Annotated in this window: 22 protein-coding genes; 6 read left to right on the top strand and 16 right to left on the bottom strand. The window is 73.8% G+C overall.

Features of this window, described 5'->3' with window-relative positions; genetic code table 11:
• Positions 1 to 93: 93 nt before the first annotated feature.
• Both GA0074704_RS09575 and gatB read right to left on the bottom strand, forming a co-directional pair.
• Positions 94 to 2,451: a transketolase-like TK C-terminal-containing protein gene (locus GA0074704_RS09575; RefSeq protein WP_088970173.1), complete on the bottom strand. Its 2,358-nt coding sequence runs from the start codon at positions 2,449 to 2,451 to the stop codon at positions 94 to 96.
• A 122-nt stretch (positions 2,452 to 2,573) separates the two neighbouring features.
• Positions 2,574 to 4,073: an Asp-tRNA(Asn)/Glu-tRNA(Gln) amidotransferase subunit GatB gene (gatB, locus tag GA0074704_RS09570; protein WP_088970172.1), complete on the bottom strand. Its 1,500-nt coding sequence runs from the start codon at positions 4,071 to 4,073 to the stop codon at positions 2,574 to 2,576.
• A 129-nt stretch (positions 4,074 to 4,202) separates the two neighbouring features.
• Between gatB and GA0074704_RS09565 the strand changes: the two genes are divergently transcribed.
• Together GA0074704_RS09565 and GA0074704_RS09560 are read left to right on the top strand one after the other, a co-directional pair.
• Complete coding sequence (locus GA0074704_RS09565; RefSeq protein WP_157743635.1) at positions 4,203 to 4,772, top strand: hypothetical protein; 570 nt, start codon at positions 4,203 to 4,205, stop codon at positions 4,770 to 4,772.
• 29 nt (positions 4,773 to 4,801) lie between these two features.
• The gene (locus tag GA0074704_RS09560) at positions 4,802 to 5,374 is read left to right on the top strand and encodes a hypothetical protein (protein WP_088970170.1); all 573 of its coding nucleotides are present in this window, start codon (positions 4,802 to 4,804) and stop codon (positions 5,372 to 5,374) included.
• Between the two features lie 94 nt (positions 5,375 to 5,468).
• Here GA0074704_RS09560 and gatA read toward each other — a convergent pair whose 3' ends face one another.
• The 4 genes from gatA to ligA all read right to left on the bottom strand — a co-directional run bounded on the left by gatA (position 5,469) and on the right by ligA (position 12,287).
• Positions 5,469 to 6,944, bottom strand: coding sequence for an Asp-tRNA(Asn)/Glu-tRNA(Gln) amidotransferase subunit GatA (gene gatA / locus GA0074704_RS09555; RefSeq protein ID WP_088970169.1), 1,476 nt, complete (start codon positions 6,942 to 6,944; stop codon positions 5,469 to 5,471).
• Positions 6,941 to 7,246: an Asp-tRNA(Asn)/Glu-tRNA(Gln) amidotransferase subunit GatC gene (gatC, locus tag GA0074704_RS09550; RefSeq protein ID WP_088970168.1), complete on the bottom strand. Its 306-nt coding sequence runs from the start codon at positions 7,244 to 7,246 to the stop codon at positions 6,941 to 6,943. The genes gatA and gatC overlap by 4 nt, the downstream gene beginning before the upstream one ends.
• 187 nt (positions 7,247 to 7,433) lie before the next feature.
• Positions 7,434 to 10,004 carry a putative bifunctional diguanylate cyclase/phosphodiesterase gene (locus tag GA0074704_RS09545; protein WP_088970167.1) on the bottom strand — a complete coding sequence of 857 codons (2,571 nt, stop codon included), beginning with the start codon at positions 10,002 to 10,004 and terminating at the stop codon, positions 7,434 to 7,436.
• A gap of 147 nt (positions 10,005 to 10,151) precedes the next feature.
• Positions 10,152 to 12,287 carry an NAD-dependent DNA ligase LigA gene (ligA, locus tag GA0074704_RS09540; RefSeq protein WP_088970166.1) on the bottom strand — a complete coding sequence of 712 codons (2,136 nt, stop codon included), beginning with the start codon at positions 12,285 to 12,287 and terminating at the stop codon, positions 10,152 to 10,154.
• A gap of 117 nt (positions 12,288 to 12,404) precedes the next feature.
• Between ligA and GA0074704_RS09535 the strand changes: the two genes are divergently transcribed.
• On the top strand, positions 12,405 to 12,965 hold the full coding sequence (locus GA0074704_RS09535; protein WP_231926801.1) for a type II toxin-antitoxin system PemK/MazF family toxin: 561 nt from the start codon (positions 12,405 to 12,407) through the stop codon (positions 12,963 to 12,965).
• A gap of 14 nt (positions 12,966 to 12,979) precedes the next feature.
• Here GA0074704_RS09535 and GA0074704_RS09530 read toward each other — a convergent pair whose 3' ends face one another.
• The 4 genes from GA0074704_RS09530 to mnmA form a co-directional block, all read right to left on the bottom strand.
• Complete coding sequence (locus GA0074704_RS09530) at positions 12,980 to 13,981, bottom strand: ADP-ribosylglycohydrolase family protein (RefSeq protein ID WP_088973566.1); 1,002 nt, start codon at positions 13,979 to 13,981, stop codon at positions 12,980 to 12,982.
• Positions 13,982 to 14,033: 52 nt separating this feature from the next.
• Entirely contained in the window at positions 14,034 to 14,402 is a 369-nt protein-coding gene (locus tag GA0074704_RS09525; RefSeq protein WP_172880487.1) for a VOC family protein, read from the bottom strand.
• Between the two features lie 43 nt (positions 14,403 to 14,445).
• A complete protein-coding gene (locus GA0074704_RS09520) occupies positions 14,446 to 15,450 on the bottom strand; it encodes a methionine synthase (RefSeq protein WP_088970163.1) in 1,005 nt (334 codons plus the stop codon).
• A 320-nt stretch (positions 15,451 to 15,770) separates the two neighbouring features.
• Positions 15,771 to 16,844 (bottom strand): tRNA 2-thiouridine(34) synthase MnmA, encoded by a 1,074-nt coding sequence (mnmA, locus tag GA0074704_RS09515; RefSeq protein WP_197697614.1) that lies wholly within the window; start codon positions 16,842 to 16,844, stop codon positions 15,771 to 15,773.
• A 302-nt stretch (positions 16,845 to 17,146) separates the two neighbouring features.
• On the opposite strand from mnmA, the gene GA0074704_RS09510 reads away from it, so the two are divergent.
• Complete coding sequence (locus GA0074704_RS09510; protein ID WP_231926800.1) at positions 17,147 to 18,040, top strand: CDP-diacylglycerol diphosphatase; 894 nt, start codon at positions 17,147 to 17,149, stop codon at positions 18,038 to 18,040.
• A gap of 21 nt (positions 18,041 to 18,061) precedes the next feature.
• On the opposite strand, the gene GA0074704_RS09505 is transcribed toward GA0074704_RS09510, so the two are convergent.
• From GA0074704_RS09505 to GA0074704_RS09495, 3 genes are all read right to left on the bottom strand, one after another.
• On the bottom strand, positions 18,062 to 19,237 hold the full coding sequence (locus GA0074704_RS09505) for a cysteine desulfurase family protein (RefSeq protein WP_088970160.1): 1,176 nt from the start codon (positions 19,235 to 19,237) through the stop codon (positions 18,062 to 18,064).
• Positions 19,238 to 19,317: 80 nt separating this feature from the next.
• Positions 19,318 to 20,001 (bottom strand): class F sortase, encoded by a 684-nt coding sequence (locus GA0074704_RS09500; RefSeq protein WP_088970159.1) that lies wholly within the window; start codon positions 19,999 to 20,001, stop codon positions 19,318 to 19,320.
• On the bottom strand, positions 19,998 to 20,828 hold the full coding sequence (locus GA0074704_RS09495; protein WP_088970158.1) for a DUF4397 domain-containing protein: 831 nt from the start codon (positions 20,826 to 20,828) through the stop codon (positions 19,998 to 20,000). The genes GA0074704_RS09500 and GA0074704_RS09495 overlap by 4 nt, the downstream gene beginning before the upstream one ends.
• Before the next feature lie 239 nt (positions 20,829 to 21,067).
• On the opposite strand from GA0074704_RS09495, the gene GA0074704_RS09490 reads away from it, so the two are divergent.
• The gene (locus GA0074704_RS09490; RefSeq protein ID WP_088970157.1) at positions 21,068 to 21,676 is read left to right on the top strand and encodes an RNA polymerase sigma factor; all 609 of its coding nucleotides are present in this window, start codon (positions 21,068 to 21,070) and stop codon (positions 21,674 to 21,676) included.
• Positions 21,630 to 22,610 carry an anti-sigma factor gene (locus GA0074704_RS09485; protein WP_088970156.1) on the top strand — a complete coding sequence of 327 codons (981 nt, stop codon included), beginning with the start codon at positions 21,630 to 21,632 and terminating at the stop codon, positions 22,608 to 22,610. The genes GA0074704_RS09490 and GA0074704_RS09485 overlap by 47 nt, the downstream gene beginning before the upstream one ends.
• 150 nt (positions 22,611 to 22,760) lie before the next feature.
• Here the strand turns inward: GA0074704_RS09485 and GA0074704_RS09480 are convergent, their stop codons facing one another.
• The 3 genes from GA0074704_RS09480 to GA0074704_RS09470 all read right to left on the bottom strand — a co-directional run bounded on the left by GA0074704_RS09480 (position 22,761) and on the right by GA0074704_RS09470 (position 25,315).
• Entirely contained in the window at positions 22,761 to 23,720 is a 960-nt protein-coding gene (locus GA0074704_RS09480; RefSeq protein ID WP_088970155.1) for an electron transfer flavoprotein subunit alpha/FixB family protein, read from the bottom strand.
• An 11-nt stretch (positions 23,721 to 23,731) separates the two neighbouring features.
• Positions 23,732 to 24,511: an electron transfer flavoprotein subunit beta/FixA family protein gene (locus GA0074704_RS09475; protein ID WP_088970154.1), complete on the bottom strand. Its 780-nt coding sequence runs from the start codon at positions 24,509 to 24,511 to the stop codon at positions 23,732 to 23,734.
• A 396-nt stretch (positions 24,512 to 24,907) separates the two neighbouring features.
• The gene (locus tag GA0074704_RS09470) at positions 24,908 to 25,315 is read right to left on the bottom strand and encodes a hypothetical protein (protein WP_088970153.1); all 408 of its coding nucleotides are present in this window, start codon (positions 25,313 to 25,315) and stop codon (positions 24,908 to 24,910) included.

Below are 25,315 nucleotides of genomic sequence, written 5' to 3'. Positions count from 1 at the left end.
CGTAGGTCACTCAGGGTCCTTCAACGCAGCACGGGGCCACCGTCACCCGGCGTGGTCGTCCGGCGTGACCGCCGGACGACCGGGGGCGTCGGTTCAGCGCAGCGCGAGGGCGGCCAGGGCGGCGTTGACGATGCTGCCCGGCAGCAGGTCGTGCAGCTCGTACAGCTCCTGCACGCTGCCGGACTGGCCGAACTCGTCCACGCCCAGCGGCACCGCCGGAGCGCCCACCGCCGAGCCGAGCCAGGCCATCGCGTGCGACGCGGCGTCGTGCACCGACACCACCGGCACCCGGTCGGCGAAGGCCGACCGCAGCGCACCCGGCACGCTCGGCACGGTCGCCGTCCGCACGCCCTGGCGCAGCGTCCGCTGCCAGGCCCGGTAGAGCCGGTCCAGGCTGGTCACGTCGACCACGTGCGCGGCGACGCCCTCCTCCGCCAGCTCCGCGGCGGCCGCCAGGACCTCCGGCAGCACCGCGCCGGAGGCGGCGAGCTGCACGACCGGGGCGTCCACCAGATGCGGGTACGCCTCGTGCGCGTCCACCAGCCGGTACGCCCCCGCCACCACCTGCCGGCGCAGCACCGCGTCGCCGATCCGGGCCCGGGCCGCCTCGAAGGGCGCCTGGTCGATCGGGCGGGTGCTCAGCCGGAAGTAGTACGCCCCGTCCTCGGCCGGCGCGGCGGTGGCCGAGGGGGCCGACCCCTGGGCGATCTGCCCGAGCGCGTCGCAGAGCAGCCAGTCCAGGCTGCCGGCGTACGCGGGCTCGACGAAGGTGACCCCGGGCAGCTCCAACCCCACCGAGGCGGTGATCGTGGACTGGTGGGCGCCGCCCTCCGGGGCGAGGGTGATGCCCGACGGGGTGCCCGCCACCACGAACCGGGAGCCGGAGTAGGTGCCGTAGAGGAACGCGTCCAGGCCGCGCAGCACGAACGGGTCGTAGACCGTGCCCACCGGCAGCAGCGGCTGCCCGGACAGGTCCCACGACAGGCCGAGCTGACCGAGCAGCAGGAACAGGTTCATCTCCGAGATGCCCAGCTCGATGTGCTGGCCCGCCGGGCTCTCCGTCCAGCGCAGCATCCGGTCCTCGGTCCAGGACCGCCGCTCGGTGGGGGCGAACACCCCGGTCTTGTTGATGAACCCGGCCAGGTTGGTGGAGGTGGCCACGTCCGGAGCGGTGGTCACCAGGTACGGCGCCACCTTCGGGTCGCGGGCCAGGTCGACCAGCACCCGCCCGAAGACCTCCTGAGTGGAGACGGGCTTGTTGGCGCGTACCTTCGTGGTCTCCGGGACGGTGACCCCCAGCGCCCGCTCGCGGGGCGCGCGGGACAGCGCCTCCCGGCGGGCGCCGGCCCGGATGCCGGCCTCCGACGCCGGGTCCAGCCGGTCCCACTCGGTCTCCGCGGTGAGGCCCAGCTCCGCGCGGAACGCGTCGACCTGCTCGGTGGTGAGCAGCGCCGAGTGGTTGCGCGGATTGCCGGCGATGGGCAGGCCCCAACCCTTGACCGTGTACGCGAAGACCACACTGGGCCGGTCGGTGACCGCGTCGCACTGGGCGTACGCGTCGAGCATCGCCTGCGGGTCGTGCCCGCCCAGGTCGGTGACGAGCGGGCCCAGCTCGTCGTCGCCGATGCCCTCCACGAAGGCGCCCACCTCGGCCGGCGCGCCGTCCAGGAACTGCTTGCGCAAGGCCGGCCCGGCCAGCCCGAACAGCGACTGGTACTGCTCGTTGGGCATCCGGTCGATCCAGTCGCGCAGCACGTCGCCACCCGGCCGGGCGTACGCCTCGGCCAGCTTGCGGCCGTACTTGACCTCCACCACGTGCCAGCCGGCCGCCTCGAACTGGCCGCGCCACTGGTTGATCCGGATGCCGGGGACGACCCGGTCCAGCGACTGGCGGTTGAAGTCGACCAGCCACATCACGTTGCCCAGCCCGGTGGTGGCCGGGTCGGCGACCGCCTCCCAGATGTTCCCCTCGTCCAGCTCGGCGTCGCCGATCAGGGCGATGAACCGGGAGTGCGGACGCGCACCGAAGTGCGCGTCGACGTAGCGGCGGGTGACCGCGGCGAACAGCGGCGCGGCGGCGCCCAGCCCGACCGAACCGGTGGAGAAGTCCACCTCGTCCGGGTCCTTGGTCCGCGACGGGTACGACTGGAGCCCGCCGCGCGCCCGCAGCTTCGGCAGGTACGACCGGTCCAGGTTGCCCAGAAGGTATTGAATCGCGTGGAACACCGGCGAGGCGTGCGGCTTGACCGCGACCCGGTCCTCGGTGTCCAGGTGTGCGAACCAGAGCGCGGTCATCGCGGTGACCAGCGAGGCGCTGGACGCCTGGTGGCCGCCGACCTTCACCCCGTCACCGGTGTCCCGGTCGTGGTTGGCCGCGTCCACGATCCGGGTGGCGAGCCAGAGCACCCGCCGCTGAATCTCGTCGAGGACGTCGAGGTCGTGCTGGTTCACGGTGACTCCATCCGGGCGTCGCCGTTGACGCCCTCGCGAGGGGGTGGCGCGGGTCGCGCGCGTACTCCGGTGGAATTTCCGAAGGCCGCCGCCGGGTCACGGCGGCGGCCTTCGCGGGTTGTTCAGCCCTGGGCGCCGAGGCGCTCCAGGATCAGGGTGCGGACGGTCTGGGCGTCGGCCTGGCCACGGGTGGTCTTCATGACCGCGCCGACCAGCGCGCCGGCTGCGGCGACCTTGCCGCTGCGGACCTTGTCGGCGATGCCCGGGTTGGCGGCGATCGCCTCGTCCACGGCGGCGGTGAGCGCGCCGGTGTCGGAGACCACCTCCAGGCCCCGGCTGGTCATGATCTCGCTCGGCGAACCCTCGCCGGCCACCACGCCCTCCAGGACGGAACGGGCCAGCTTGTCGTTGAGCTTGCCCGCGTCCACCAGGCCCTGCAGCTCGGCGACCTGCGCCGGGGTGGCGCCCACGTCGGCCAGCTCCACGCCGGTCTCGTTGGCCCGGCGGGACAGCTCACCGAGCCACCACTTGCGGGCGGCGGCCGGGGTGGCGCCGGCGGCCACGGTGGCCTCGATCAGCTCGACGGCGCCGGCGTTGAGCACCGACTGCATGTCCAGCTCGGACAGGCCCCACTCCTGCTGGAGGCGGCGGCGGTGCAGCCGCGGCAGCTCCGGCAGGGCGGCCTTCAGCTCGGCGACCCACGCGGCGTCCGGGGCGAGCGGCACCAGGTCCGGCTCCGGGAAGTAGCGGTAGTCGGTGGCAGTCTCCTTGGAGCGGCCCGGCCGGGTGTCGCCGGTGTCCTCCTGGAAGTGCCGGGTCTCCTGGGTGATCCGGCCGCCGGCGTCGAGCACCGACGCCTGGCGCAGCATCTCCGAGCGGACCGCCCGCTCGACGGAACGCAGCGAGTTGACGTTCTTGGTCTCGGTGCGGGTGCCCCACTCCTCGCCCGGCAGGTTCAGCGACGTGTTGACGTCGCAGCGCAGCGAGCCCTCCTCCATCCGGACGTCGGAGACGCCCAGCGAGCGGATCACGTCGCGCAGCTCGGTGACGTACGCCCGGGCCACCTCCGGCGCCAGCGCACCGGTGCCGGGGACCGGCTTGGTGACGATCTCCACCAGCGGGATGCCGGCCCGGTTGTAGTCGACCAGCGACTCGGTCGCGCCGTGGATGCGGCCGGTGGCGCCACCGACGTGCAGCGTCTTGCCGGTGTCCTCCTCCAGGTGCACCCGCTCGATGCCGATCCGCACCAGCTCGCCGTTGACCTCGACGTCCAGGTAGCCGTCGAAGCAGAGCGGCTCGTCGTACTGGCTGATCTGGAAGTTCTTCGGCATGTCCGGATAGAAGTAGTTCTTCCGGGCGAACCGGCACCACTCGGCGATGGAGCAGTTCAGCGCCAGGCCGATCCGGATGGTCGCCTCGATGGCCGCCTTGTTGGCCACCGGCAGCGAGCCGGGCAGGCCGAGGCAGACCGGACAGACCCGGGTGTTCGGCTCGCCGCCGAAGTCGGTCGGGCAGCCGCACCACATCTTGGTGTTCGTGCCCAGCTCGACGTGGGTCTCCAGGCCGATCACCGGTTCGTAGCGCGCGACGACCTCGTCGTACGCGGGCAGTGTCGTCGTCATCTGAGCTCCAGGCGCGATCCGGACAGAACCTGTCCAGCCTAATGGGGTTGCCCGGCCGCACCTCGGCCGGGTTTGCCCATCCCGCACGGCCCGCGCGTGGCGAAGAGCGCCACTGGGTACGGGTCGACCATGACGAATACCCGACGCCGGCTCGACCGGAGGACCGTCATGGTGGCCGTGGCGCTGGCGGTCGGGCTGCCGGCGCTGATGGTGGCCCTCATGGCGCTCGACTCCCGCGAGGTCACCGGCCGTGGCGTGCTGACCGTCTTCCTGCTCACCCTGATCCCGGCGGCGCTCGGCGCGGCGATCGCCCTGGAGTACGGCCGCCGCCGACCGGACCGGCTCGACTGGTCCCCGATCACGGGCGCTGCCCCGGCGGCACGGCAGGCGCTGCGCGCCGGGCACACCGACGATCCCCGGGTCGACGCGCTGGCCCGCAAGGAGGCGCAGCGCCGGCTGGGCGAGCGGTGGCTGATCTGGATATTTGGCACCGTCGCCTTGTCCCAGGTGGTGGGGGCGATCGGCGGCCGTCCGTCGCGGGTGCTGTTGGCAGTGCTGTCGGTCGGGCTGTGGAGCGTCTATGCGTGGCAGCGGCGGCGGGGTCTGCGGGAGGCCCGCGCGTACCTTGCCCGTCCGGCGGAGGGCGTCGCGGCCACCCCGCCCGTCGAATCCGTTCCCGGGCCGGAGCACCCGGCGTAGCGCCGCGCCCACTCGGGTAGGGATCGACCATGACGAACGCGGGGGACACCTTTTCCGAGGCGGACCGGGCGGCGCTGCTCGCCGACGGCCACCGCCGGCAACGCCGGCTCGACCTGTACGTGTTCTGCGCACTGCTGGTGCTCGGGGTGGCGGCCGCAGCCACCGTGCTGATCGGCACGGACGGCACCGACCGGAATGATCTCTGGTTGGTGTTCCTGCTGATGCTGATCCCGCCGATGATCGGCGTGCTGGTCGCGTTGGTCTTCGGCCGGCGGATCGTCAAGCGGCTGCCGAAGCAGGCCCCCGCCGACCCGGAGTCGATGCGCCGAGCCAAGCGGGCGCTGCGCGACGGGCACATCGACGACCCCCGGATCGACGCGCTGGCCCGCGACATGGCCACCCGGACCCTCGCCCAGGGGTGGCTGCTCTGGGTCGGCGTGCTGCTCCTGCTCACCCAGGGCTCGCAACTGGCCTTCGACGACGACCTCGCGGTCCGGCTGACCGGGGCCGCCGGCGTGCTGGCCGCGCTGTTCCTGATCTGGACACAACTCCAGGGCCGGCGACGGGCCCGCACCTACCTCGCCGGACGACGCGACGGCTGAACGCCGACCGTTCCGTCCCGACGGCTCCCGTACCCGAAGAGCAGCCGGCGCCGACGGAGGTCTCCGTCGGCGCCGGCTCGCGGCATCGCCTGGGTTACAGGGCGGGCGGGGTGAGCGTGCCCACCGCCGACTCCAGCGCGGCGGCCACCCGGTACATCCGGTCGTCGGCCATCGTCGGGGCCATCACCTGAAGGCCCACCGGCAGCCCGTCGGCCAGCCCGCACGGCACCGAGATGCCCGGGCCGCCGTACAGGTTGGTGGGGATGGTGAACAGGTCCGCCAGGTACATCTGGTACGGGTCCGAGGTGCGCGCGCCCATCTCGAACGCCACGAACGGGGTGGTCGGCGAGATCAGCGCGTCGACCCGCTCGAACGCGGCGGTGAAGTCCCGGGTGATCAGCGTCCGGACCTTCTGCGCCTGCCCGTAGTAGGCGTCGTAGTAGCCCGAGGAGAGCGCGTACGTGCCGAGCATGATCCGGCGCTTGACCTCGGGGCCGAAGCCGACATCGCGGGTCAGCGACATGACCTCCTCCAGCGACCGGTTCCCGTCGTCGCCCTCGCGCAGGCCGAACCGCACCCCGTCGAAGCGGGCCAGGTTCGAGGAGCACTCGCTCGGCGCGATGAGGTAGTACGCCGGCAGCGCGTAGGAGAAGTTCGGGCAGGAGACCTCGACGATCTCGGCGCCCAGCTTGGTCAGCGTCTCCACCGCCTCGCGGAACGCGGCCAGCACGCCCGGCTCGGCGCCCTCGCCGGAGAACTCCTTGACCACACCCAGCTTCACCCCGGTCAGGTCGCCGGTCGCGCCGAGCTTCGCCGCGGCCACCACGTCCGGCACCGGCTGCGGGATGGAGGTGGAGTCACGCGGGTCGTGTCCGCCGATCACCTGGTGCAGCAGCGCGGCGTCGAGCACCGTACGGGCACACGGGCCGGGCGTGTCCAGCGACGAGGAGAACGCCACCAGGCCGTACCGGGAGGTGCCGCCGTAGGTGGGCTTCGCGCCGACGGTGCCGGTGACCGCACCGGGCTGGCGGATCGAGCCGCCGGTGTCCGAGCCGATCGCCAGCGGCGCCTCGTACGCGGCCAGCGCCGCGGCGCTGCCACCGCCCGAGCCACCCGGGATACGGCCCAGGTCCCACGGGTTGTGGGTGGCGCCGTACGCGGAGTATTCGGTGGAGGAGCCCATCGCGAACTCGTCCATGTTGGTCTTGCCGAGCATCACCGTGCCGGCCTCGCGCAGCCGCTGCACGATCGTCGAGTCGTACGGCGGTCGCCAGCCCTCGAGGATCTTCGACCCGACGGTGGTCGGCACGCCCTTGGTGGTCAGCACGTCCTTGACCGCGACCGGCACGCCGGCCAGCGGGCCGAGCGGCTCACCGGCGGCCCGACGCTCGTCGACGGCCCGGGCGGCGGCCAGCGCGCCCTCGGTGTCGACGTGCAGGAACGCCCGCACCCGGTCGTCGACCTCGGTGATCCGGTCCAGGTGGGCCCGGGTGACCTCGACCGCGGAGGTCTCGCCACTGGCGACGAGACCGGCGATCTCCGTCGCGGTCTTCCTGATCAGCTCACTCATGACGCCACATCCTCGTCCAGGATCCGCGGGACGCGGAACCGCTGCTCCTCGGCGTCGGGCGCACCCGACAGGGCCTCCTGCGGGGTCAGCCCGGGCACCACCACGTCCTCGCGGAGCACGTTGGTCAGCGGTACGGAGTGGGAGGTCGGCGGGATGTCCGCCGCGGCGACCTCGCCGACCTGCGCGACCGCCTGGAGGATCACGTCGAGCTGGCCGGCGAAGGTGTCCAGCTCCTCCTCGGTGACGGCGAGCCGCGACAGTCGCGCGAGGTGCGCGACCTCCTCGCGGGAGATGGCGGCCATCGGTGCCCCCTTCGTGGCTGTCCTGCTGGGTCCTCGGTCACCCCGGTCGGCGACGGGCCGCCCGGGAGCACCGGCGCGACGGGTCGGGCGATGACGCGCGGTGGCCGGAGCGAGTCTATTGTCCTGCGTTCACGCCGACGCCTCCGACTCCCCCCGTCCGCCCGGGCAGGTGGGGCTCGGCCGCGCTTCAGCGGGCGGGCCGGCGCTGCCGGTCGCCGTCGGCGGTCACCGTGGGACGCACCGGGCGGTAGCGGGCCAGCCACCCGGTCAGCTCCTCCGCCGGCATCGGGCGGGCGTAGAACCAGCCCTGCGCCACGTCGCAGCCGGCGGCGTGCAGCAGCCGCCAGGTGCGTTCGTCCTCCACGCCCTCGGCGACCACCCGCAGGCCGAGCGCGCCGGCCAGCTCGATCATCGACCGGACGATCGCCGCGTCGTCGGCGTCCTCGGTCATGCCGAGCACGAAGGAGCGGTCCACCTTCACCTCGGACAGCGGCAGCCGGCGCAGGTGTTGCAGGGACGAGTACCCGGTGCCGAAGTCGTCCAGGGCGATGCCCACCCCGATCCGGTGCAGCTGGGAGATGGTGGCCAGCACCCGACGCGGGTCGGCCATCAGCGCCCCCTCGGTGATCTCCACCTGGAGCCGGTCCGGTCGTACGCCGAAGCGGGTGAGCCGGTCGGCGATCTGGTCGGCGACCTCGCCGGTGTGCAGGTCACGGACACTGACGTTGAGGGCGGCCCGCAGGTCGGTGCCAGCGGCCGTCCACTTGGCGAGCTGCTCGACCACGTCGTCCACCACCCGGCGGGTGAGCAGCCGCATCACGGCGCTCTGCTCGGCGACCTGGATCAGCTCGCCGGGGTCGACCATGCCACGCCGCGGGTGCCGCCAGCGCAGCAGCGCCTCCACCCCCACCACCTCGCCGGTGGCGATGGCGATCTGCGGCTGGTAGTACATCGTGATCTCGCCCGCGCCCGTGGGGTCCGGCTGCCGCTCGCGCTCGCCGGACCAGGCCGGCCCGGCCGGCGGCGGCGTCGGCGGTTGACCGTCGGCGACGGCGGGCGGGACGTCGGCCGAACGGCCGGTTCCGGCCGGTTCGGTCGTCTGCGCCTGCGCCTGCGCCCGGCGGCGGATCGGGTCGGCGCCGGTGACGATCCGCTTGATCAGTTCGTCGGAGCCGGCCAACTCGGCCGGGTCGCGCCGGCGCCGCCCCCACCGCCGGCCCACGGGTCGCCGGGCGGCCGGCAACGGTCCGGGGCCGGCGGGCAGGGCCGCGCCGTCCGAGCCGCGCACCCCCGCGGGCGGCTCCGCACCGGCGGCCGGGTGGGTCAGGTCGTCGCCGTCCGGCGTACCGGCCTCCGGACCCGGCAGGTCGACGCCCACCACGGCACCGGCGTGCGGCGGGCCGGGGTCCGCCGCCGGCCGTGGTGACCCGCCACGCCGGTCGGCGCCACCTCGGCCGCACTCCAGCACCCGACGCAGGTCGGCCAGGAGCGCCAGCCGCTCCGCCGAGTTGTGGTCGGACTCGGCGGCGTAGACGGCGACGGTGTCGTTGCGGTGCTTGGCGTCGTACATCGCCACGTCGGCGTGGCGCATCAGGGTGGCGTAGTCCTCGCCGTGCTCGGGGAAGACCGCGATCCCGATCGACCCGCCGACGTCCAGCGGGAGGCCGTCCAGCTCCACCGGCTCGACCAGCGCCCGGACCGCCCGCTCGGCCAGCTCGCGGGCCTGGTCGGCGCCGGTGAGCCGGGTGCCGACGATGGCGAACTCGTCTCCGCCGAGCCGGGCCACCAGGTCGCCGGGGCCCACCACGGCCGCCAGCCGGGCGCTCACCTCGACCAGCAGCCGGTCCCCGACGGCGTGGCCCAGGGCGTCGTTGACGTGCTTGAACCGGTCCAGGTCGATGAGCAGCAACGCCAGGTGCCCGTCGGGGTCGCCTCGCGCCTCCCGCTCGGCGTGCAGGTGCACCTGCTCGGCCACCTCGGCCAGCAGCGCCTTGCGGTTGGGCAGGCCGGTCAGCGGGTCCAGCGACGCCAGCTCCTCCTGCTCGGCGGAGAGCCGGGCCATCCGGTAGACGGCGAAGAGCGGCACCAGCACCAGCGGGATCAGCACCGCGCTGGCCCGGGCGGCGGTCACCAGCACCGGGGCGAGCAGCAGCAGCGAGCCGGTGGAGAGCAGCTCGTAGGGCAGGCCCTGCCGGACGCCGGGCCACCACCGCTCGCCGAAGCGCAGCCGCACGGCGGTGCTGACCAGGCCGTAGTTGGCGGCGAACCAGGCGACGGTGGCGCCGCCGACCACCGCGACGTCCGTCCAGCGCAGGCGGCCGTCGTCGAAGAGGCCGCCGGAACCGAGCCGGGTGACCGCGTACGCGGCACCGAGCGCCACGGCGTACTGGGCGCCGTTGAAGACGGTGCGCCAGGCGGCGTGCCGCATCCGCCAACCGGAGACGGCGACCGCCACCGCCTGCACCGCCACCGCGGGACCGAGCCCCCAGCCGAGCAGGATGGCGAAGGTGAAGCAGGTGGACGGGAAGACCGCCGAGGACTCCCGACGGCCGGGCGGGACGAACGGACGCGCGTCGCAGGCGACGGCGAGCGCCGCCATCGTCCAGAACGCCGCGGGCAGGTCGTCGAGGCGGCCCGGCAGGCCGGCCAGCGGGCCGGCCGACACCAGCACGGCCAGCGCGAGGACCCCGGTGACGAAGCCGAAGAACGGCCGGGCCCGGCCGGGCGGCACGACGTTCCGGGGATCGCCGGTCTCCATCGCACCTCCCGTTCCACCGGCCGTGGTGGGATGGTCACCCCACCGTGTCCCAATGAAACGCCCTGTGCGGGGGGTTTTCCGATGCGACAGTCACGAATCGGTCGTAGTCGTAATTAAGTTGGTATACGCGCTCCGGCCCGGAACGGCTCAACCCTCGACGGTGGCCACCTCGCGGGCCGCGTCGGGGCCGGCGTCGAGCAGCACCCGGAAACCGTCCTCGTCGAGGACCGGCACCTTGAGGGTGGCCGCCTTCTCGGCCTTGGAACCCGGGTTGTCCCCCACCACCACGAAGCCGGTCTTCTTGGAGACCGAGCCGCTGACCTTGCCGCCCCGGCTCTGGATCGCCTCGGCGGCCTGGTCCCGGGAGAAGCCGGCGAGCGTGCCGGTCACCACGACCGTCACCCCCTCCAGGGGCCGGGGCCCCTCGTCGACCGCCTCCTCGGCCATCCGTACGCCGGCCCGCCGCCACTTCTCGACCACCTCGCGGTGCCAGTCGACGGCGAACCACTCCTTGATGCTGGCGGCGATGGTCGGACCAACACCGTCCACCGAGGAGAGCTCGTCCTCGCCGGCCGCCTCGATCGCGTCCACCGAGCGGAAGTGCCGGGCGAGCGCCTGCGCGGCGGTCGGGCCGACGTGCCGGATCGAGAGCGCAACCAGCACCCGCCACAGGTCGCGTCCGCGGGCCTCGGCCAGGCTCTCCAGCAGCTTGGCGGCGTTGCTGCCCAGGCTGCCGTCCTTGTTGACGAAGAACGGCGAGGCGGCGAGCTGGTCGGCGTCGAGCTGGAACAGGTCACCCTCGTTGGTGATGATCTGCGCGTCCAGCAGCGCGGCCGCGCTCTTCTCGCCGAGCACCTCGATGTCGAGCACCTTGCGGCTGGCGAGGGTGGAGACCCGTTCGCGGATCTGCCCGGGGCAGGTGCGCCCGTTCGGGCAGCGGATGTCCACGTCACCCTCCTTGGCCGGGGCGAGCGGGGTGCCGCAGGACGGGCAGGTGGTCGGCATGACGAACGGGCGGGCGTCGGCCGGGCGCAGGTCGACCACCGGACCGAGCACCTCGGGGATCACGTCGCCGGCCTTGCGCAGCACCACCGTGTCGCCGATCAGCACCCCCTTGCGTTCGACCTCACGGGCGTTGTGCAGCGTCGCCAGGGCCACCGTGGAGCCGGCCACCCGGACCGGTTCGAGGACGGCGAACGGGGTGACCCGGCCGGTCCGCCCGACGTTGACGTCGATGTCCAGCAGCTTGGTGGTCACCTCCTCCGGCGGGTACTTGAAGGCGATCGCCCAGCGGGGCGCCCGGCTGGTCGAGCCGAGCCGACCCTGGATCGCCACCGGGTCGACCTTGACCACCACCCCGTCGATCTCGTGCTCGACGTCGTGCCGGTGCTCGCCGTAGTAGGCGATGTAGTCGGCGACGCCGGCCAGGTCGGGCACCACCCGCACCCGGTCACTGGTCGGCAGCCCCCACGCCTTCAGCGCCGCGTACGACTCCGACTGGGCCTTGGGCTGGAAGCCGCGACGGGCGCCGATGCCGTGCACCACCAGGCGCAACGGCCGGGAGGCGGTGATCCGCGGATCCTTCTGGCGCAGGCTGCCGGCGGCGGCGTTGCGCGGGTTGGCGAAGGGCGCCCGTCCCTGCTCGACCAGGCCCGCGTTGAGGTCGGCGAAGGCGGCCACCGGGAAGTAGATCTCGCCGCGCACCTCGAGGAACTCCGGCACGTCGGGGAAATCGTCGGAGGGGGTGAGCCGGGCCGGGACGTCGGAGATGCTGCGGACGTTGGCGGTGACGTCCTCGCCGGTGCGACCGTCGCCCCGGGTGGCGGCCCGGACCAGCCGGCCCTTGTCGTAGGTGAGGTTGATCGCCAGCCCGTCGACCTTGAGCTCGCACAGGTAGGGCACCGGGCCGCCGGCGTCCCGCTCGACCCGCTCGGCCCAGGCGGCCAGCTCCTCGTCGGCGAAGGCGTTGTCCAGCGAGAGCATCCGCTCGGCGTGGGTGACCGGGGTGAAGTCGGTGGAGAAGGTGCCGCCGACCCGCTGCGTCGGTGAGTCCGGGGTGCGCAGCGCCGGGAACTCCTCCTCCAGCGCCTCCAGCTCGCGCAGCAGCTTGTCGAACTCGGCGTCGGCGACGGTCGGCGCGTCGAGGACGTAGTAGCGGTACTGGTGCTCGGTCAGCTCCTGGCTGAGCGTCGCGTGCCGCTCCCGCGCCTGTGGGGTCGGCTCGGCGCCCGCCGCCGCCTCCTGCGCGGGGCTGACCTGCTGGGGGATGGCTTCTTCGGACACCGCAACCTCCGTGATCACGCTACTGCAGCACCGTATCGGTCGGGTGGGACAACCGGCGGGCCCACCCGCCGCGCCCGCCGGGCGACCGGGCCGCGGCCGTGCGAGGATCGCCGGGCGGTGGCGGTCCGCGCCACCCAACGACAGGCGGGGGTACGCATGCCCGAGTGGCTGCCCTGGGCGCTGGCGATCGTCGTGGCGGTCGCCGCCGGGTGGGCGTGGAACAGCTGGCGGCACCGGGCCGGGCGCAGCGGCACCGGCCCCGCGGCCACCCGCCGGCCGGGCCGGCCGTCGCGTGGACCGGGTCGCCAGGGCGCACCGCCGCGCCCCCGGGACGCCGAGCCGGCGGAACGCACCGGGGAGACCCCGCGGCCGGGCGAGATCTGGTGGGCCGACGTGCCGTACGAGGACGGCACCGGCTCCAAGGTGCGGCCGTGTCTGGTGCTGCGGGCCGACCGGCGGGGCGCCGACGTCCTGAAGATCACCAGCCAGGACAAGAGCGACCGCGACGACCACGTGCGGATCCCCACCCGGAGCTGGGACGCCAGCGCCGACCACGACAGCTTCCTGGACGTGAGCGAGCCGATCCGGGTCACCGCCGCCGCCTTCGCCGACCGGGCCGGCACCTGCGACCCGACGCTCTGGCGGCAGGTCCGCAAACTGCCCCACCTGGCCGCCTGACCCGAAGTGCCCGGTCAGTCCCAGGCGGCGGCCAGGGTGGCGAGCTGGTCGGCGTACTCGATCCGGGTGGCCCATTCTGCCGGCCAGGCCGACATGCCGTGTGCGGCGCCGACGAAGGCGCCGGCCAGCGCGGCGATCGAGTCCGAGTCGCCGGCCGTGGTGGCGCCCCGGGCCAGCGCGCCCACCGGGTCGTCCGGGTGGCGCAGGGCGCAGAGCAGCGCGGTGGCCAGCGCCTCCTCGGCGATCCACCCGTCCCCGGTGTGCCGACAGGGATCGCCGCCGTCGTCCGGACCGGCCAGTGCGTCGTCGAGCCGGGCCAACGCGTCCAGGCACTCGTCCCAGCCACGGGCGATGAACTCCTGCGGCGTCGACCCGCCGGGTCGTTGCCACAGGTCGCCGAGCCACTCACCCCGGTAGACGCGGCGCTGCTCCCGCGCCCGGTCGGTGAGGGCGGCGGGCAGGTCGGCCAGCGCGGCGCCGTCGCGCAGCAGCCGCACCGCGTACGCGGTCAGCTCGCTGGCCGCCAGCCCGGTCGGGTGGCCGTGGGTCAGCCCGGCCTGGAGCTGGGCCAGCCCGGCCAGGGTGTCCAGGTCGACGTCGAGCAGACCGACCGGGGTGACCCGCATGTTGGCCCCGCAGCCCTTGGAGCCGGCCACCGTCGCCTCCTGCCAGGGCAGGCCGCGATCCAGCTCGGCGCAGGCCCGCAGGCAGGTCATGCCCGGCGCGCGGTTGTTGTCCGGGCTGACCGCCCAGTCCAGGAAGCGCCGCCGCAGCAGCGGCTCCACGGCCTCGGCGGTGTAGCCGGGGGCGTCGTGCAGCGCCCACGCCACCGCCAGCGCCATCTGGGTGTCGTCGGTGACCAGGGCGGGCTGCCCGACCAGCTCTCGGGGGCCGCTGGGGCCGTACCGGCGGACGATCTCGGCGACGGTCAGGAACTCGGTGGGCTTGCCCAGCGCGTCTCCGTAGGCGAGCCCGAAGAGCGAGCCGGCGGCCCGGCGCGGCGAGGAGTCGATCACGCCCGTGATGATGCCCGGCGCGGTCAACTCCCCGCCCGCCGCACGTCGCCGGTCAGTCCCAGCAGAGGCAGAACGGGTGCCCCGACGGGTCGGCGTAGACCCGGAAGCCCTCCCCGTCGCCGGGCAGCCGCCGCGCGCCCAGCTCCAGCGCCTGCTTCTCGGCGACCTCGATGTCATCGACGGTGACGTCGATGTGGAATTGCTGCGGCCGCTCCGGGTCCGGCCAGGCCGGCGGACGCAGGTCGAGCGCCTTCTGGAAGGCGAGCCGCGGCAGGTGCCCGGGCGGGCCGCCCAGGACCACCCAGTCGTCACCGTCCGAGTTGTCCTCGATCAACGGCAGCCCGAGCAGTTGGCCGTAGAAGGCCGCCAGGCCGCGCGGATCCGGAGTGTCGATCACCACTGAACGCAGTCTTCCCACCATGCCCGCCATCCTGCCCACCCGGTACGACAGGAAAACCGGTCGATCACTCCTCGGTGAGCCGCCGTCCGGCGTCCCGGCAGGCGGCCAGCGCCGCCCGGGCGTACGCCGGGGTGACCCCGGCCAGGCCGCACGCGGGGGTGACGACCACCTGCTCGGGCAGGCGTCGGCGGGGGAACCCGAGGCGGTCCCAGACCCGGCGTACCCGGTCGGCGACCTCGGCCGAGGTGGGCGGGCGGCCCGGCAGCGGGGTGAGCGTGGGCACGGCCCCGGCGAACAGCCCGAGCCCGGCGTCCAGCGCCTCGCCGAGCGGATCGAGGTCCCGGACCAGGCCGAGGTCGAGCGCGACGCCCACCGCCCCGGCGGAGCGGAGCAGCTCCAGCGGCACGTCCGGCGCGCAGCAGTGCACCACGGTCGGCACCCCGGCCGCGGTGATCACGGAGCCGACCAGGGCGCGGACCACCTCCGCCTCGACCGGCCGGTAGGTGCCGAGGCCGCTCTCGGTGGGCACCCGGCCGGCGAGCACCGTCGGCAGCGCCGGCTCGTCCAGCTGGAGCAGCACCGACGCGCGGGGCAGCCGGCGGGTGACCGCCTCGACGTGGGCGCGCAGCCCGTCGGCGAGCGAGCCGGCGAGGTCCCGCACCGCACCCGGGTCGCGCAGCAACCGGCCGCCGATCGGCAACTCGACCGCCGCGGCCATGGTGAACGGTCCCGCGGCCTGGATCTTCACCGGACCGGCGTACTCCTCGGCCTGCTCGGCGAGCTGGTCCAGGTCGCGTTCCATCAGGTCGCGGGCGCGCCGCAGGTCACGGCCGGGGCGAGGGGCGATCCGCCAGCGGGCCGCGTACAGCTCGACCGGCAGCTCCACCAGCAGGCCGCCGGTCCGGCCGATCATGTCGGCCCCGGGTCCTCGGGCCGGCAGCTCGGGCAGGTGCGGCAGGGCGGGCAGCTCACCGAGGACGATCCGCTGCGCCTCGGCGATGTCGGTGCCGGGCAGCGAACCGATGCCGGTCGCCGCGCCGGTGGGCCAGGGCCAGGAGTGATCGGTCACGGCCGAAGGGTAGCCGCTTTCCCGCTCCCGCCAGCCCGGGGCGGTCGGAGCCGCACGGCGTCCCGGCCGTGGTCCGGTCCCGGCTCCGGGGAGGGCCCGCCGGCGCCCGGTACGGCCGCTCGCGGTCGCTACAGACTTGAGAGCGCCGACGACTCAGGGGGCGGCGCTCGGTGTGGCTCTGCGACGGGGGCGGCGCTGTCGGCGCGGCGCGCGCCTGCCGCGCCCCCGCACTGCGACGCTCCGGGCGAGTCGTTCACGCCTTCAGGTCGGTAGCGACGGGCGGCAACGTCCCGGACGGCCCGGCCCGACGGGTGGGCCGCTCAGCCGGTGATGGTGGCGGAGCCGAGCACCACGTCACCGGCCGGATCCGGCCGGTACGCCACGATCGCCTGGCCGGCCGCCACGCCGCGTACCGGGCGGCGCAGCTGCGCGGCGAGCCCGTCGGCGGAGAGCTCCACGGTCGCCGGGACCACGTCGCCGTGCGCCCGCAGCTGCACCTCGCACTCGACCGGGCCGGTGGGCCGCTCGCCGCCGGTCCAGACCGGACGCTGCGCGCGTACCGACGAGACCTCCAGCGCCTCGGCCGGGCCGACGGTCACCGTGTTGGTCTTCGGGGTGATGGAAAGCACGTAGCGGGGTCGGCCGTCCGGGGCGGGCCGGTCCAGGTGCAGGCCGCGCCGCTGGCCGACGGTGTAGGCGTACGCGCCGGCGTGGCTGCCGACCACCGCTCCGGTGAGCGCGTCGACCACGTCACCGGGGGCCTCGCCGAGCCGCTGGGCGAGGAAGCCCCGGGTGTCGCCGTCGGCGATGAAGCAGATGTCGTGCGAGTCGGGCTTGTCGGCCACGGCCAGGCCGCGCCGGGCGGCCTCCGCGCGGACCTCGGCCTTGGTGGAGTCGCCCAGCGGGAAGATCGACCGGTCCAGCTGCTCGCGGGTCAGCACCGCCAGCACGTACGACTGGTCCTTGGGCAGGTCCACGCTGCGCCGCAGCAGCCCGTCGGCGCCGAGCCGGGCGTGGTGGCCGGTGACCACGGCGTCGAAGCCCAGGGCGACCGCCCGGTCCAGCACCGCGGCGAACTTGATCTTCTCGTTGCAGCGCAGGCAGGGATTCGGGGTACGACCGGCCGCGTACTCGGCGACGAAGTCGTCCACGACGTCCTCGTGGAACCGGTCGGCCATGTCCCAGACGTAGAACGGGATGCCGATCACGTCGGCGGCCCGGCGGGCGTCCCGGGAGTCCTCCAGGGTGCAGCAGCCCCGGGCGCCGGTGCGGTAGGTCTGCGGGTTGCGGGCCAGCGCAAGATGCACGCCGGTCACGTCGTGCCCGGCCTCCACCGCGCGCGCCGCGGCCACCGCGGAGTCCACCCCGCCCGACATCGCCGCCAGAACCCTCACGACCACACCCCCTTCACGCCCTGCCCAAGCCTAGCCACCCCGACCCGTCACTCCCTCCCCCGCGCACCCCCGTGCGTCACTCGCCACCCTTCCGGCGGTACGGACGCCCCCGCCACGACACGATCAGGGGATCCTCCTCGACCAACAAGTCACCAATAGGCACTTTAGTCCTATTCTGAACGTGTTCATGGCTTACATTCGCGTTTTCCCGGCCCGTGCCCGACGTGCGGGTGGCCTTGGGCGACGCGTCTCATCGGACCACTTTCTGGAGGGCGACCTTGGGCGGCAACGGGACGAGCAAGGTGGACAGGCGGCACTTCGTCCGGCTCTCCGGGGCGGCCGGCGCGGGGCTGCTGGGCCTGGTGGGGGCGGGCCGGGCGCTGGCCGACGGAGGGCTGGACGACGGCGGGCAGGGCCACGACCTTCCCCCGCCGGACCTCGGCGCCCCAGGCGCCGGATCCTGCCCGACCCCCTCCGCGCTGTGCGGCAGGCCCAGCGACAGTGGCCCTCGGTACGAGCTGTGGGAGCGGGTGCAGGTCTGCACGGGTGCCGCGTCTCCGCCACCGTTCGTCGACTGCCTGTCGGTGACCTCCACCTACGTCGTGTTGCGCGGCTTTCCCACCAACACCCACAACTACCTGCTGGTCCCGACCTGCCGGGTCAGCGGCATCGAGTGCCCGTGGATCGCCACCACGGCGGCGCCGAACTACTGGCTGGACGCGTGGAACAACGCGCAGGCCGGCCAACCGGGGCATGTGGTCTACCCGACCATCGGCCTGGGGATCAACTCGGTCGCCGCCCGGCAGCAGGACCAGCTCCACATCCACCTGGCCGGCATCCACTCGGGCATCCAGACGCAGCTCAACCAGTACGACAGCACGATCACCAACGACCCGACCAGATGGCGGAACCAGTTCGTCCCGATCCTGGGTGTGTCGGCCTCGGCGGCGGTCTCCCCCTACCGGACCTACCGGGTGCTGCGCGTAGCGACCCTCAACACGAACCTCTTCACGCTGCTGCGCGACTACGTGGTGCGGCCGACCGGGGCGGCGATGGGCGACCAGATCCTGGCGGTGACCCCCCGGCTGGTCGGTAGCGGCGGGTTCTACGTCCTGAACAGCCAGCTCGCCCTGCCCAACCCGGCGGGTCTGCCCATCGGCACGGCCACGGTCGACTTCCTGCTCGCGTACGCGTGACCAGCGGGCGCGGGAGGTCGGCTAGCGGGGGGTACGGAGGGCGGCGGCGCGGCGGGCGCGGTCGACGGCGGCCGGGAGGGCGGCGATGAGGGCGTCCACCTCGGCGGGGGTGCTGGTGTGGCCGAGCGAGAAGCGCAGCGACGAACGGGCCCGGTCGTCGTCGGCGCCCATCGCCAGCAGCACGTGCGACGGCTGAGCCACCCCCGCGGAGCAGGCCGAGCCGGTGGAGCAGGCGATGCCCTGGGCGTCGAGCAGGAGCAGCAGGGCGTCCCCCTCGCAGCCGGGGAACGAGAAGTGGGCGTTACCGGGCAGCCGGTCGGCCGGGGCTCCGTTGAAGACCACCTCGGGCACCGCCTCCCGGACCCGGCGCACCAGGTCGTCGCGGAGGGCGGCCACCCGGGCGGCGTACTCCTGCTGGCCCTTGACCACCGTCTCCACGGCGACGGCGAAGGCCACGATGCCGGCGGTGTCCAGCGTGCCGGAACGGACGTCGCGTTCCTGGCCGCCGCCGTGCAGCAGCGGCGTGGCCGCGACGTCCCGGCCGAGCAGCAGCGCGCCGACGCCGGTGGGCCCGCCGAGCTTGTGCCCGGTGACGGTGAGCGCCGACACGCCGCTGGCGGCGAAGTCGACGGGAACCTGACCGACGGCCTGGATCGCGTCGGTGTGGAACGGCACCCCGTGCTCGGCGGCGACCGCCGCCAGCGCGGTGACCGGTTGCACGGTGCCGACCTCGTTGTTCGCCCACATCGCGGTGACCACTGCCACCCGGTCGCCGTGGGCGGCGAGTTCCGCCCGCAGCGCCTCCGGGTCGAGCCGGCCGGCGGCGTCCACCGGCAGCCAGCCCACCTCGGCGCCCTCGTGGCCGACGAGCCAGTCCACCGCGTCGAGCACGGCGTGGTGCTCGACCGCGCTGGAGACCACCCGTCGCCGCCCGGGATCGTCGCCGCGCCGGGCCCAGAAGATGCCCTTGACGGCGAGGTTGTCGCTCTCCGTGCCGCCGCCGGTGAAGATCACCTCGGAGGGGCGGGCGCCCAGCGCGGCGGCCACCCGCTCGCGGGACTCCTCCACCCGCCGGCGGGCCCGCCGGCCGGCCGCGTGCAGGGACGACGCGTTGCCGACCTCGCGCGACGTGGCGACGTACGCCTCCAGTGCCTCGTCGAGCATCGGAGTCGTCGCCGCGTGATCCAGGTATGCCATCAGGGGTCAGCGTACTGACCGGGGCGGGACCCCCCGGACGCCGGAGGGCATCCGCGTCCGGGGGGTCACGTCGGGGCGGCTCAGGCCGGCACCGCGGTCACCACGATGTTGTCGCGGTAGTGCCGGGTGGCCGGGTCGAACGGGCCGCCACAGGTGATCAGCGTGAGCCGCGGCTTGCCGTCCCGGGCGAAGTACTTGTCCAGCGGGATCTTGGACTTGACGTACTCCTCCCGGGCCACCACCCGGTACGCCCGGGGCTTCCCGTCGGTGCCGGTGGCGGTGAGGGTGTCCCCGCGGTCCAGCTCCCGGAGCCGGAAGAACGCCCCCTTGCCCTGGTCGGCGCTGTCCACGTGCCCGGCGATCACCACCGATCCGGCGTCGGCCTCCAGCCCGGGGCCGTACCGGTACCAGCCGATCACGTCGACACTGGGCGGCACCTCGAACTCGTTGGTCCGCGCGTTGACCCCGACCGGCTTCACCGTGGCGGTGACGTCGATCGCCGGGATGACCAGTCGGGCGGGTGGGACGGTGGCGCCGCCCGCGGGCAGGGTGCCCTCGCTGATCGGCACGGACGACGTCCCCGCCCCGGCCGCCGACGCGGTGGCGCTGGGGGCCGGCGTGCCGGTGGCACCGGCCAGGGCGGTCACCTCGTCGGCGCCCACGTTCTCTGCCGGGCCCGACCCGCAGGCCACGACGGTCGCCACGGTCAGCGCGGCGGCGCCGGCGGCCATCGCCGCCAGCGCCCCGCGGTGCCGCATCGTCACTTGCGTCCGGTGCGGGCGGTGGCCACCCGCGCCCCGCCGCCGACCAGCAGCAGCACGCCGGCGCCGGCCAGCGCGTACCACCAGGCGTCCACGCCGGTGCCGGCCTGGCCGCCGGTGCCGCTGGGCACGCCGTGCGGGGCCGAGTGCAGGCCGGTGATGGTCTGCGCGACCACGCCGAGGTTCTTGTCCTTGGCGGAGCCGATGGCGTAGACGATGGTGGCGGTGCCCTCCTTCAGGTCGAGGTCGGCCGGGCCGATCGCGACGGTGTCGGTGCCGGCGAGCACCACGTCCGCCTTGACGGTGCCGGCGTCGACGTCGGCCTTGGCCTCCTTCGGGTTGGTGAGGTTCTCGAAGACGGGCTTGCCGCCGGCCCGCACGTCCACCGCCGGGGCGGCGGCGGTGTGCCGGACGATCAGCCGGGCCTTGCCCGCGCCGACCTTGCTGGTGTCGTTGACGAACGGGGTGATCTCCGGCTTGCCGTCGGCGCTCAGGTGGGCGGCGAGGCTGATGTTCGCCCCGCCCGGCACCTCGGCGTCGTCGACCTTGAGGATCGCCTTGTCGATCGCCTCGCCCGGCTTGGTCAGCGTGATGTCGTACTCGCCCTCGGGGAGGGTCAGCGGGCCGGCCACCGTGCCGGGCTTGAAGTTGTTGAGCGTCTTCTTGCCGTTGACGTAGACGTCGACCGGGGTGTCCGGGATGCCGTGCACGACGGAGACCTTGGACGAGGCGGCGAAGGCGGGAGTGGCGGTGGCCGCGCCGACGCCGGCGAAGGTCAGGGCGGCGGCCGCGCCACCCGCGGCGACCCGACGGAAGTTCGAGAGCTGCATGTCTGCCTCCTGGTGATAACTGCTGATTCGTCAGGCCTGGCTTGCAGAACGGGTTACGCCGGCTCCCGGACCCACGGATGCGGCCCGCAAGGATTTCTTTTTCTTTTCTTCGACCGCATCCGGATCGGGGTCCGGCGACGAAGAGCAGGTGAGCAAGCTGTCAACACGGCGGCCGGGGAAGAGGGGCGAGGGCTGTGAGCGTTACAGTCGGGCATGCCCCACGGAAGGCGAGCCGCCCGGTGACGGCGGTACGGCAGGAACCTGATCCGCCGCCGACGGACGACGATCTGGCCCAGCGGTTCCGGGCCGGCGACGACATGGCGCTGCGCGAGGCGTACGACCGGTACGGCCGCGCGGTGCTCCACCTGGCCACCAGCACACTGGTCAACCGCAGCGACGCGGAGGACGTCACCCAGGCCACCTTCGTGGCGGCCTGGCTCGGGCGGGACACCTTCGACCCCGACAAGGGATCACTGATCGGGTGGCTGCTCGGGATCGGCCGGCGCAAGGTGATCGACCGGATCCGCGCCGCGGCCCGGGAGACCCGGGTGGTGGAGACGGTCCGGCAGCTGCCCGAGCCGGTCTCCACCGGGCCGGACCCGGACGCCGTGGTCGACCGCCTGGTGGTCGCCGACGAGCTGGCCCGGCTCCCGGAGGACCAACGCCGGATGCTGGAGCTGGCCTTCTACGACGACCTGACACACCAGCAGATAGCCACCGTGACAGGGGTGCCGCTGGGCACGGTGAAGAGTCACATCCGGCGCGGCATGGCGAGTCTGAAACGCAGATGGGAGGTGGACGGTGCAGCACCTGGACCACGAGCGGCTGGTCTTTCTGGCGCTCGGTGAGAGCGACGCGGACCACGGCGAGACCGGCCACCTGGACACCTGCGCGCAGTGCCGGAGCGAACTGGAGGGCCTGCGGCACGTCGCCGGCCTGGGCGCCGACACCCAGGGCCTGGCCGACCTGCCCGACCCGCCGGAGCACCTCTGGCGCAACATCGTCGCGGAGATCGAGGCCGCGGGGAGCCTGCCGTCGCTGACCGACGCCCGCCGGGCGCCGGACTTCCTCGACGGCACCGCCGGCACCGCCGGCACCGCCGGCACGACCGGCTCAACCGGTCTCACCGGGACGGCCGGCACGACCGGGATCACCGGAACGGCCGGCGCTGCCGGGATCACCGAGACGGCCGGCGCTGCCGGCACGATCCAGCCCGGGACGGCCGGCGCCGCCGGGACGGACGAGCCCACCGACGGCCCGAGCAGCCGGCCGGGTGCGCGCCCGTCGGCCAGCCCGTTCCGAGCCCCGGGGTCCACCCGGCGGTCGCGGCGCTGGCCGGGCTGGGCGACGACCGCCCTGACCTCGGTGGCCGCCGCCGCGATCGCGATCGCCGGCACGGTCGCCGTGCTGGACGGTTCCCGGCCCACGCCGCAGCCGACCGCACGGCAGGACGTGGTGGCCAGCGCCCCGCTGGCCGCGTTCGGCACGACGCCCAAGGACGCCAACGGCGACGCCCGGGTCTTCACCGACGGCCGGCTGCACCTGCACGTGGCGAATCTCCCGGACGTTCCGGGGTACTACGAGGTCTGGCTGATCAACCCGAAGAACATGGAGATGTTCTCGGTGGGGGTGCTGCGCAACCGCTCCGGCGACGCTCTGCTCCCGTTACCACCGAACGTCGATCTTCAGGCATACTCAGTTGTCGACGTCTCCGCCGAGCAGTACGACAACAAGCCTGCCCACTCCGGCGACAGTTTGCTGAGGGGCAACCTGACGGGCTGATCGGCGGGCCGGCTCAGCTCCCCGGCCCGCCGATCAGCTCCCTTCGCACCCGCAACGTGCGAGCAACGACAGAGCCGCCGCCCGGATCACCGGGCGGCGGCTCTGTCGTGTTCGTCGGGGCGTCGCGCGCGGCGACGCCCCGACGGCGACTCACTTGCGCTTGCGGATCTCCTCGGCAGCCTGCGGGACGATCTTGAACAGGTCGCCCACCACGCCGAAGTCGGCCAGCTCGAAGATCGGCGCCTCGCCGTCCTTGTTCACCGCGACGATGGTCTTCGAGGTCTGCATGCCGGCCCGGTGCTGGATCGCACCGGAGATGCCCAGCGCGACGTACAGCTGCGGCGAGACCGTCTTACCGGTCTGGCCAACCTGGAACTGGTGCGGGTAGAAGCCGGAGTCGACGGCCGCGCGGGACGCGCCGACGGCGCCGCCGAGCAGGTCGGCCAGCTCCTCCACCAGCTTGAAGTTGTCGGCGTTGCCGACACCGCGACCGCCGGAGACGACCACGCCGGCCTCGGTGAGCTCGGGGCGGGAGCCCTTCTGCTCGGCGACCCGGTCGACGACCTTGGCCAGCTTGTCGGTGTCGGTGGCCGACACGGTGAGCTGCTCGACGGCCGGGGTGGCCGCGGCCGGGGTCGGGTTGACCGAGTTGGGCCGGACGGTGACCAGCGGCAGGCCCTTGGTGACCTTGGACTTGACGATGGTGGAGCCGGCGAAGGCCACCTGGGTGGCGGTGCCGTCGGCGGCCAGCCCGACGATGTCGGTCAGGATGCCGTTGTCCAGCTTGACCGCGAGGCGGGCGGCGATCTCCTTGCCCTCCTGCGCGGAGGCCAGCAGCACGGCGGCCGGCTGGACCCGCTTGACCAGCTCGGCCAGCACGGTGGCCTTCGGGGCCACCAGGTAGCCGTCGATCTCCTCGCTCTCGGCGGCGTAGATCTTCTCCGCGCCGTACTCGCCCAGCTTGGCGCTCAGCGCCTCGGCGGCGCCGGGGCCACCGAGCACGACCGCGCTGGGCGTGCCCAGCTCGCGGGCGAGGGTGAGCATCTCCAGGGTGACCTTCTTGACGCCGAATTCCCGGGTGGCTTCGACGACGACGAGAACCTCAGACATGTCCAGACCTCTCACACGAACTTCTCGGTGGCGAGGAACTCGACCAGCTTGACGCCGCCCTCGCCCTCGTCGGTGATCTTGGCGCCGCCGGAGCGCGGCGGGCGCTTGGTGTGCTCCAGCACGGCGCTGGTCGCGCCGTCGAGGCCCACCTCGGTCGGGGCGACCCCGAGGTCACCCAGGGAGAGCGTCTGCACCGGCTTCTTCTTGGCGGCCATGATGCCCTTGAAGGACGGGTAGCGCGGCTCGTTGATGGTGTCCCAGACGGAGACCACGGCCGGCGTCGAGGCGGTGACCACCTCGTAGCCCTCCTCGGTCTGCCGCTCGACGGTCAGCGTGGAGCCGTCGACGGTGAGCTTGCGCGCCCCGGTCAGGGCGGCGACGCCCAGCCGCTCGGCGATCATGTGCGGCATGACCTGGACCCGGCCGTCGGTCGACTCGGCGCCGCAGATCACCAGGTCGGCGTTCAGCTGGCCGAGGGCGGCGGCGAGGACCTTCGAGGTCGCCACGGCGCAGGATCCGTGCAGCGCGTCGTCGACGACGTGCACGGCCTTGTCCGGGCCCATGGAGAGCGCCTTGCGGATCGACTCGGTCGCCCGGTCCGGACCCATGGTCAGGACGGTGACCTCGCCGCCGTGCGCCTCCTTGATCTTCAACGCCTCTTCGATGGCGTACTCGTCCATCTCGTTGATGACGTTGTTCGCCGAACCGCGGTCGACGGTGTTGTCGTCAGAACGCAGGTTGCGGTCCGCGCCCGAATCGGGCACCTGCTTGACGAGTACGACGATGTTCATCGCGCTTCGACGACCCTCCTGTTTGGTGTAGCGATCTCTCGCCCGGTCACGGGCGCAGCCTCCCGCGAGACTGAACGCTCGGTCAACCGCGGGCTGCTGTGCAGTTGCCCACGAGGGCAATGTTACCTGTCAGTAGCATCGCCTCCCCGGGCACTCAGAGTGACACAGCTCACCCGACGCCGCCGAGCCGGTACGCTGCGGACAAAGGGAGGTATCGGCTCATGTTCGGACAAATTAGCCCTAGCGGGCTGGGCGGCCCGCGCCACGGCGACCCGGGCCGCCACCACCGCGCGCACCCGGAGACCTACCGCTGCGCCTGCGGCCGGATCCGGGACCGGTGCGTACGGGCGGTGGTGCGGGCGCTCTGGAACGACCGCCCGAGCCCCGTGGCGCCCCTCACGCCGGCTCGGCCAGGGCCGTCCTGATCCGGTCGATCACCGCCGCCTCGGCCGGCACCACGCCCCGGTGCGCCTCGGCAACCCGGTCGGCGGCGTCCAGCACCACCGCCCGGTAGGCGGCCACCTCCCCCGGCGACTTCTCGGCCAGGATCCGCAACGACCGCTCCAGCGCCGGCACCACCACCGACTCCACCTCCAGCGCGGAATCCGTCGGCAGCTCGGGCAACGGGCCGGCGGTGAGCGCCTCCTTGACCAGCCCGGCCGCCCCGGCGAACGCGGCCGAGGCGGCGAAGCTCTCCTTGACCATGGCGAGGACCCCCGGGTCGGCGTTCGACACCAGGAAGACGGCGCCGAACGCGCCGGTCCGCAGGGTCAGGCGCTCCTCGTCGGTCAACCGTTGCTCCAT

This window comes from Micromonospora siamensis, assembly GCF_900090305.1.
GTDB lineage: Bacteria > Actinomycetota > Actinomycetes > Mycobacteriales > Micromonosporaceae > Micromonospora > Micromonospora siamensis.
This window is presented reverse-complemented; position numbering and strand designations above follow the sequence as displayed.

Coding starts and splice junctions, on each gene's coding strand:
- GA0074704_RS09565 (WP_157743635.1), top strand. CDS start 4,203: ATGACGAATACCCGACGCCGGCTCGACCGGAGGACCGTCATGGTGGCC.
- GA0074704_RS09545 (WP_088970167.1), bottom strand. CDS start 10,004: ATGGAGACCGGCGATCCCCGGAACGTCGTGCCGCCCGGCCGGGCCCGG.
- GA0074704_RS09470 (WP_088970153.1), bottom strand. CDS start 25,315: ATGGAGCAACGGTTGACCGACGAGGAGCGCCTGACCCTGCGGACCGGC.
- gatA (WP_088970169.1), bottom strand. CDS start 6,944: ATGAGTGAGCTGATCAGGAAGACCGCGACGGAGATCGCCGGTCTCGTC.
- GA0074704_RS09495 (WP_088970158.1), bottom strand. CDS start 20,828: ATGCAGCTCTCGAACTTCCGTCGGGTCGCCGCGGGTGGCGCGGCCGCC.
- gatC (WP_088970168.1), bottom strand. CDS start 7,246: ATGGCCGCCATCTCCCGCGAGGAGGTCGCGCACCTCGCGCGACTGTCG.
- GA0074704_RS09475 (WP_088970154.1), bottom strand. CDS start 24,511: ATGAACATCGTCGTACTCGTCAAGCAGGTGCCCGATTCGGGCGCGGAC.
- GA0074704_RS09505 (WP_088970160.1), bottom strand. CDS start 19,237: ATGGCATACCTGGATCACGCGGCGACGACTCCGATGCTCGACGAGGCA.
- GA0074704_RS09560 (WP_088970170.1), top strand. CDS start 4,802: ATGACGAACGCGGGGGACACCTTTTCCGAGGCGGACCGGGCGGCGCTG.
- GA0074704_RS09480 (WP_088970155.1), bottom strand. CDS start 23,720: ATGTCTGAGGTTCTCGTCGTCGTCGAAGCCACCCGGGAATTCGGCGTC.
- GA0074704_RS09525 (WP_172880487.1), bottom strand. CDS start 14,402: ATGGTGGGAAGACTGCGTTCAGTGGTGATCGACACTCCGGATCCGCGC.
- gatB (WP_088970172.1), bottom strand. CDS start 4,073: ATGACGACGACACTGCCCGCGTACGACGAGGTCGTCGCGCGCTACGAA.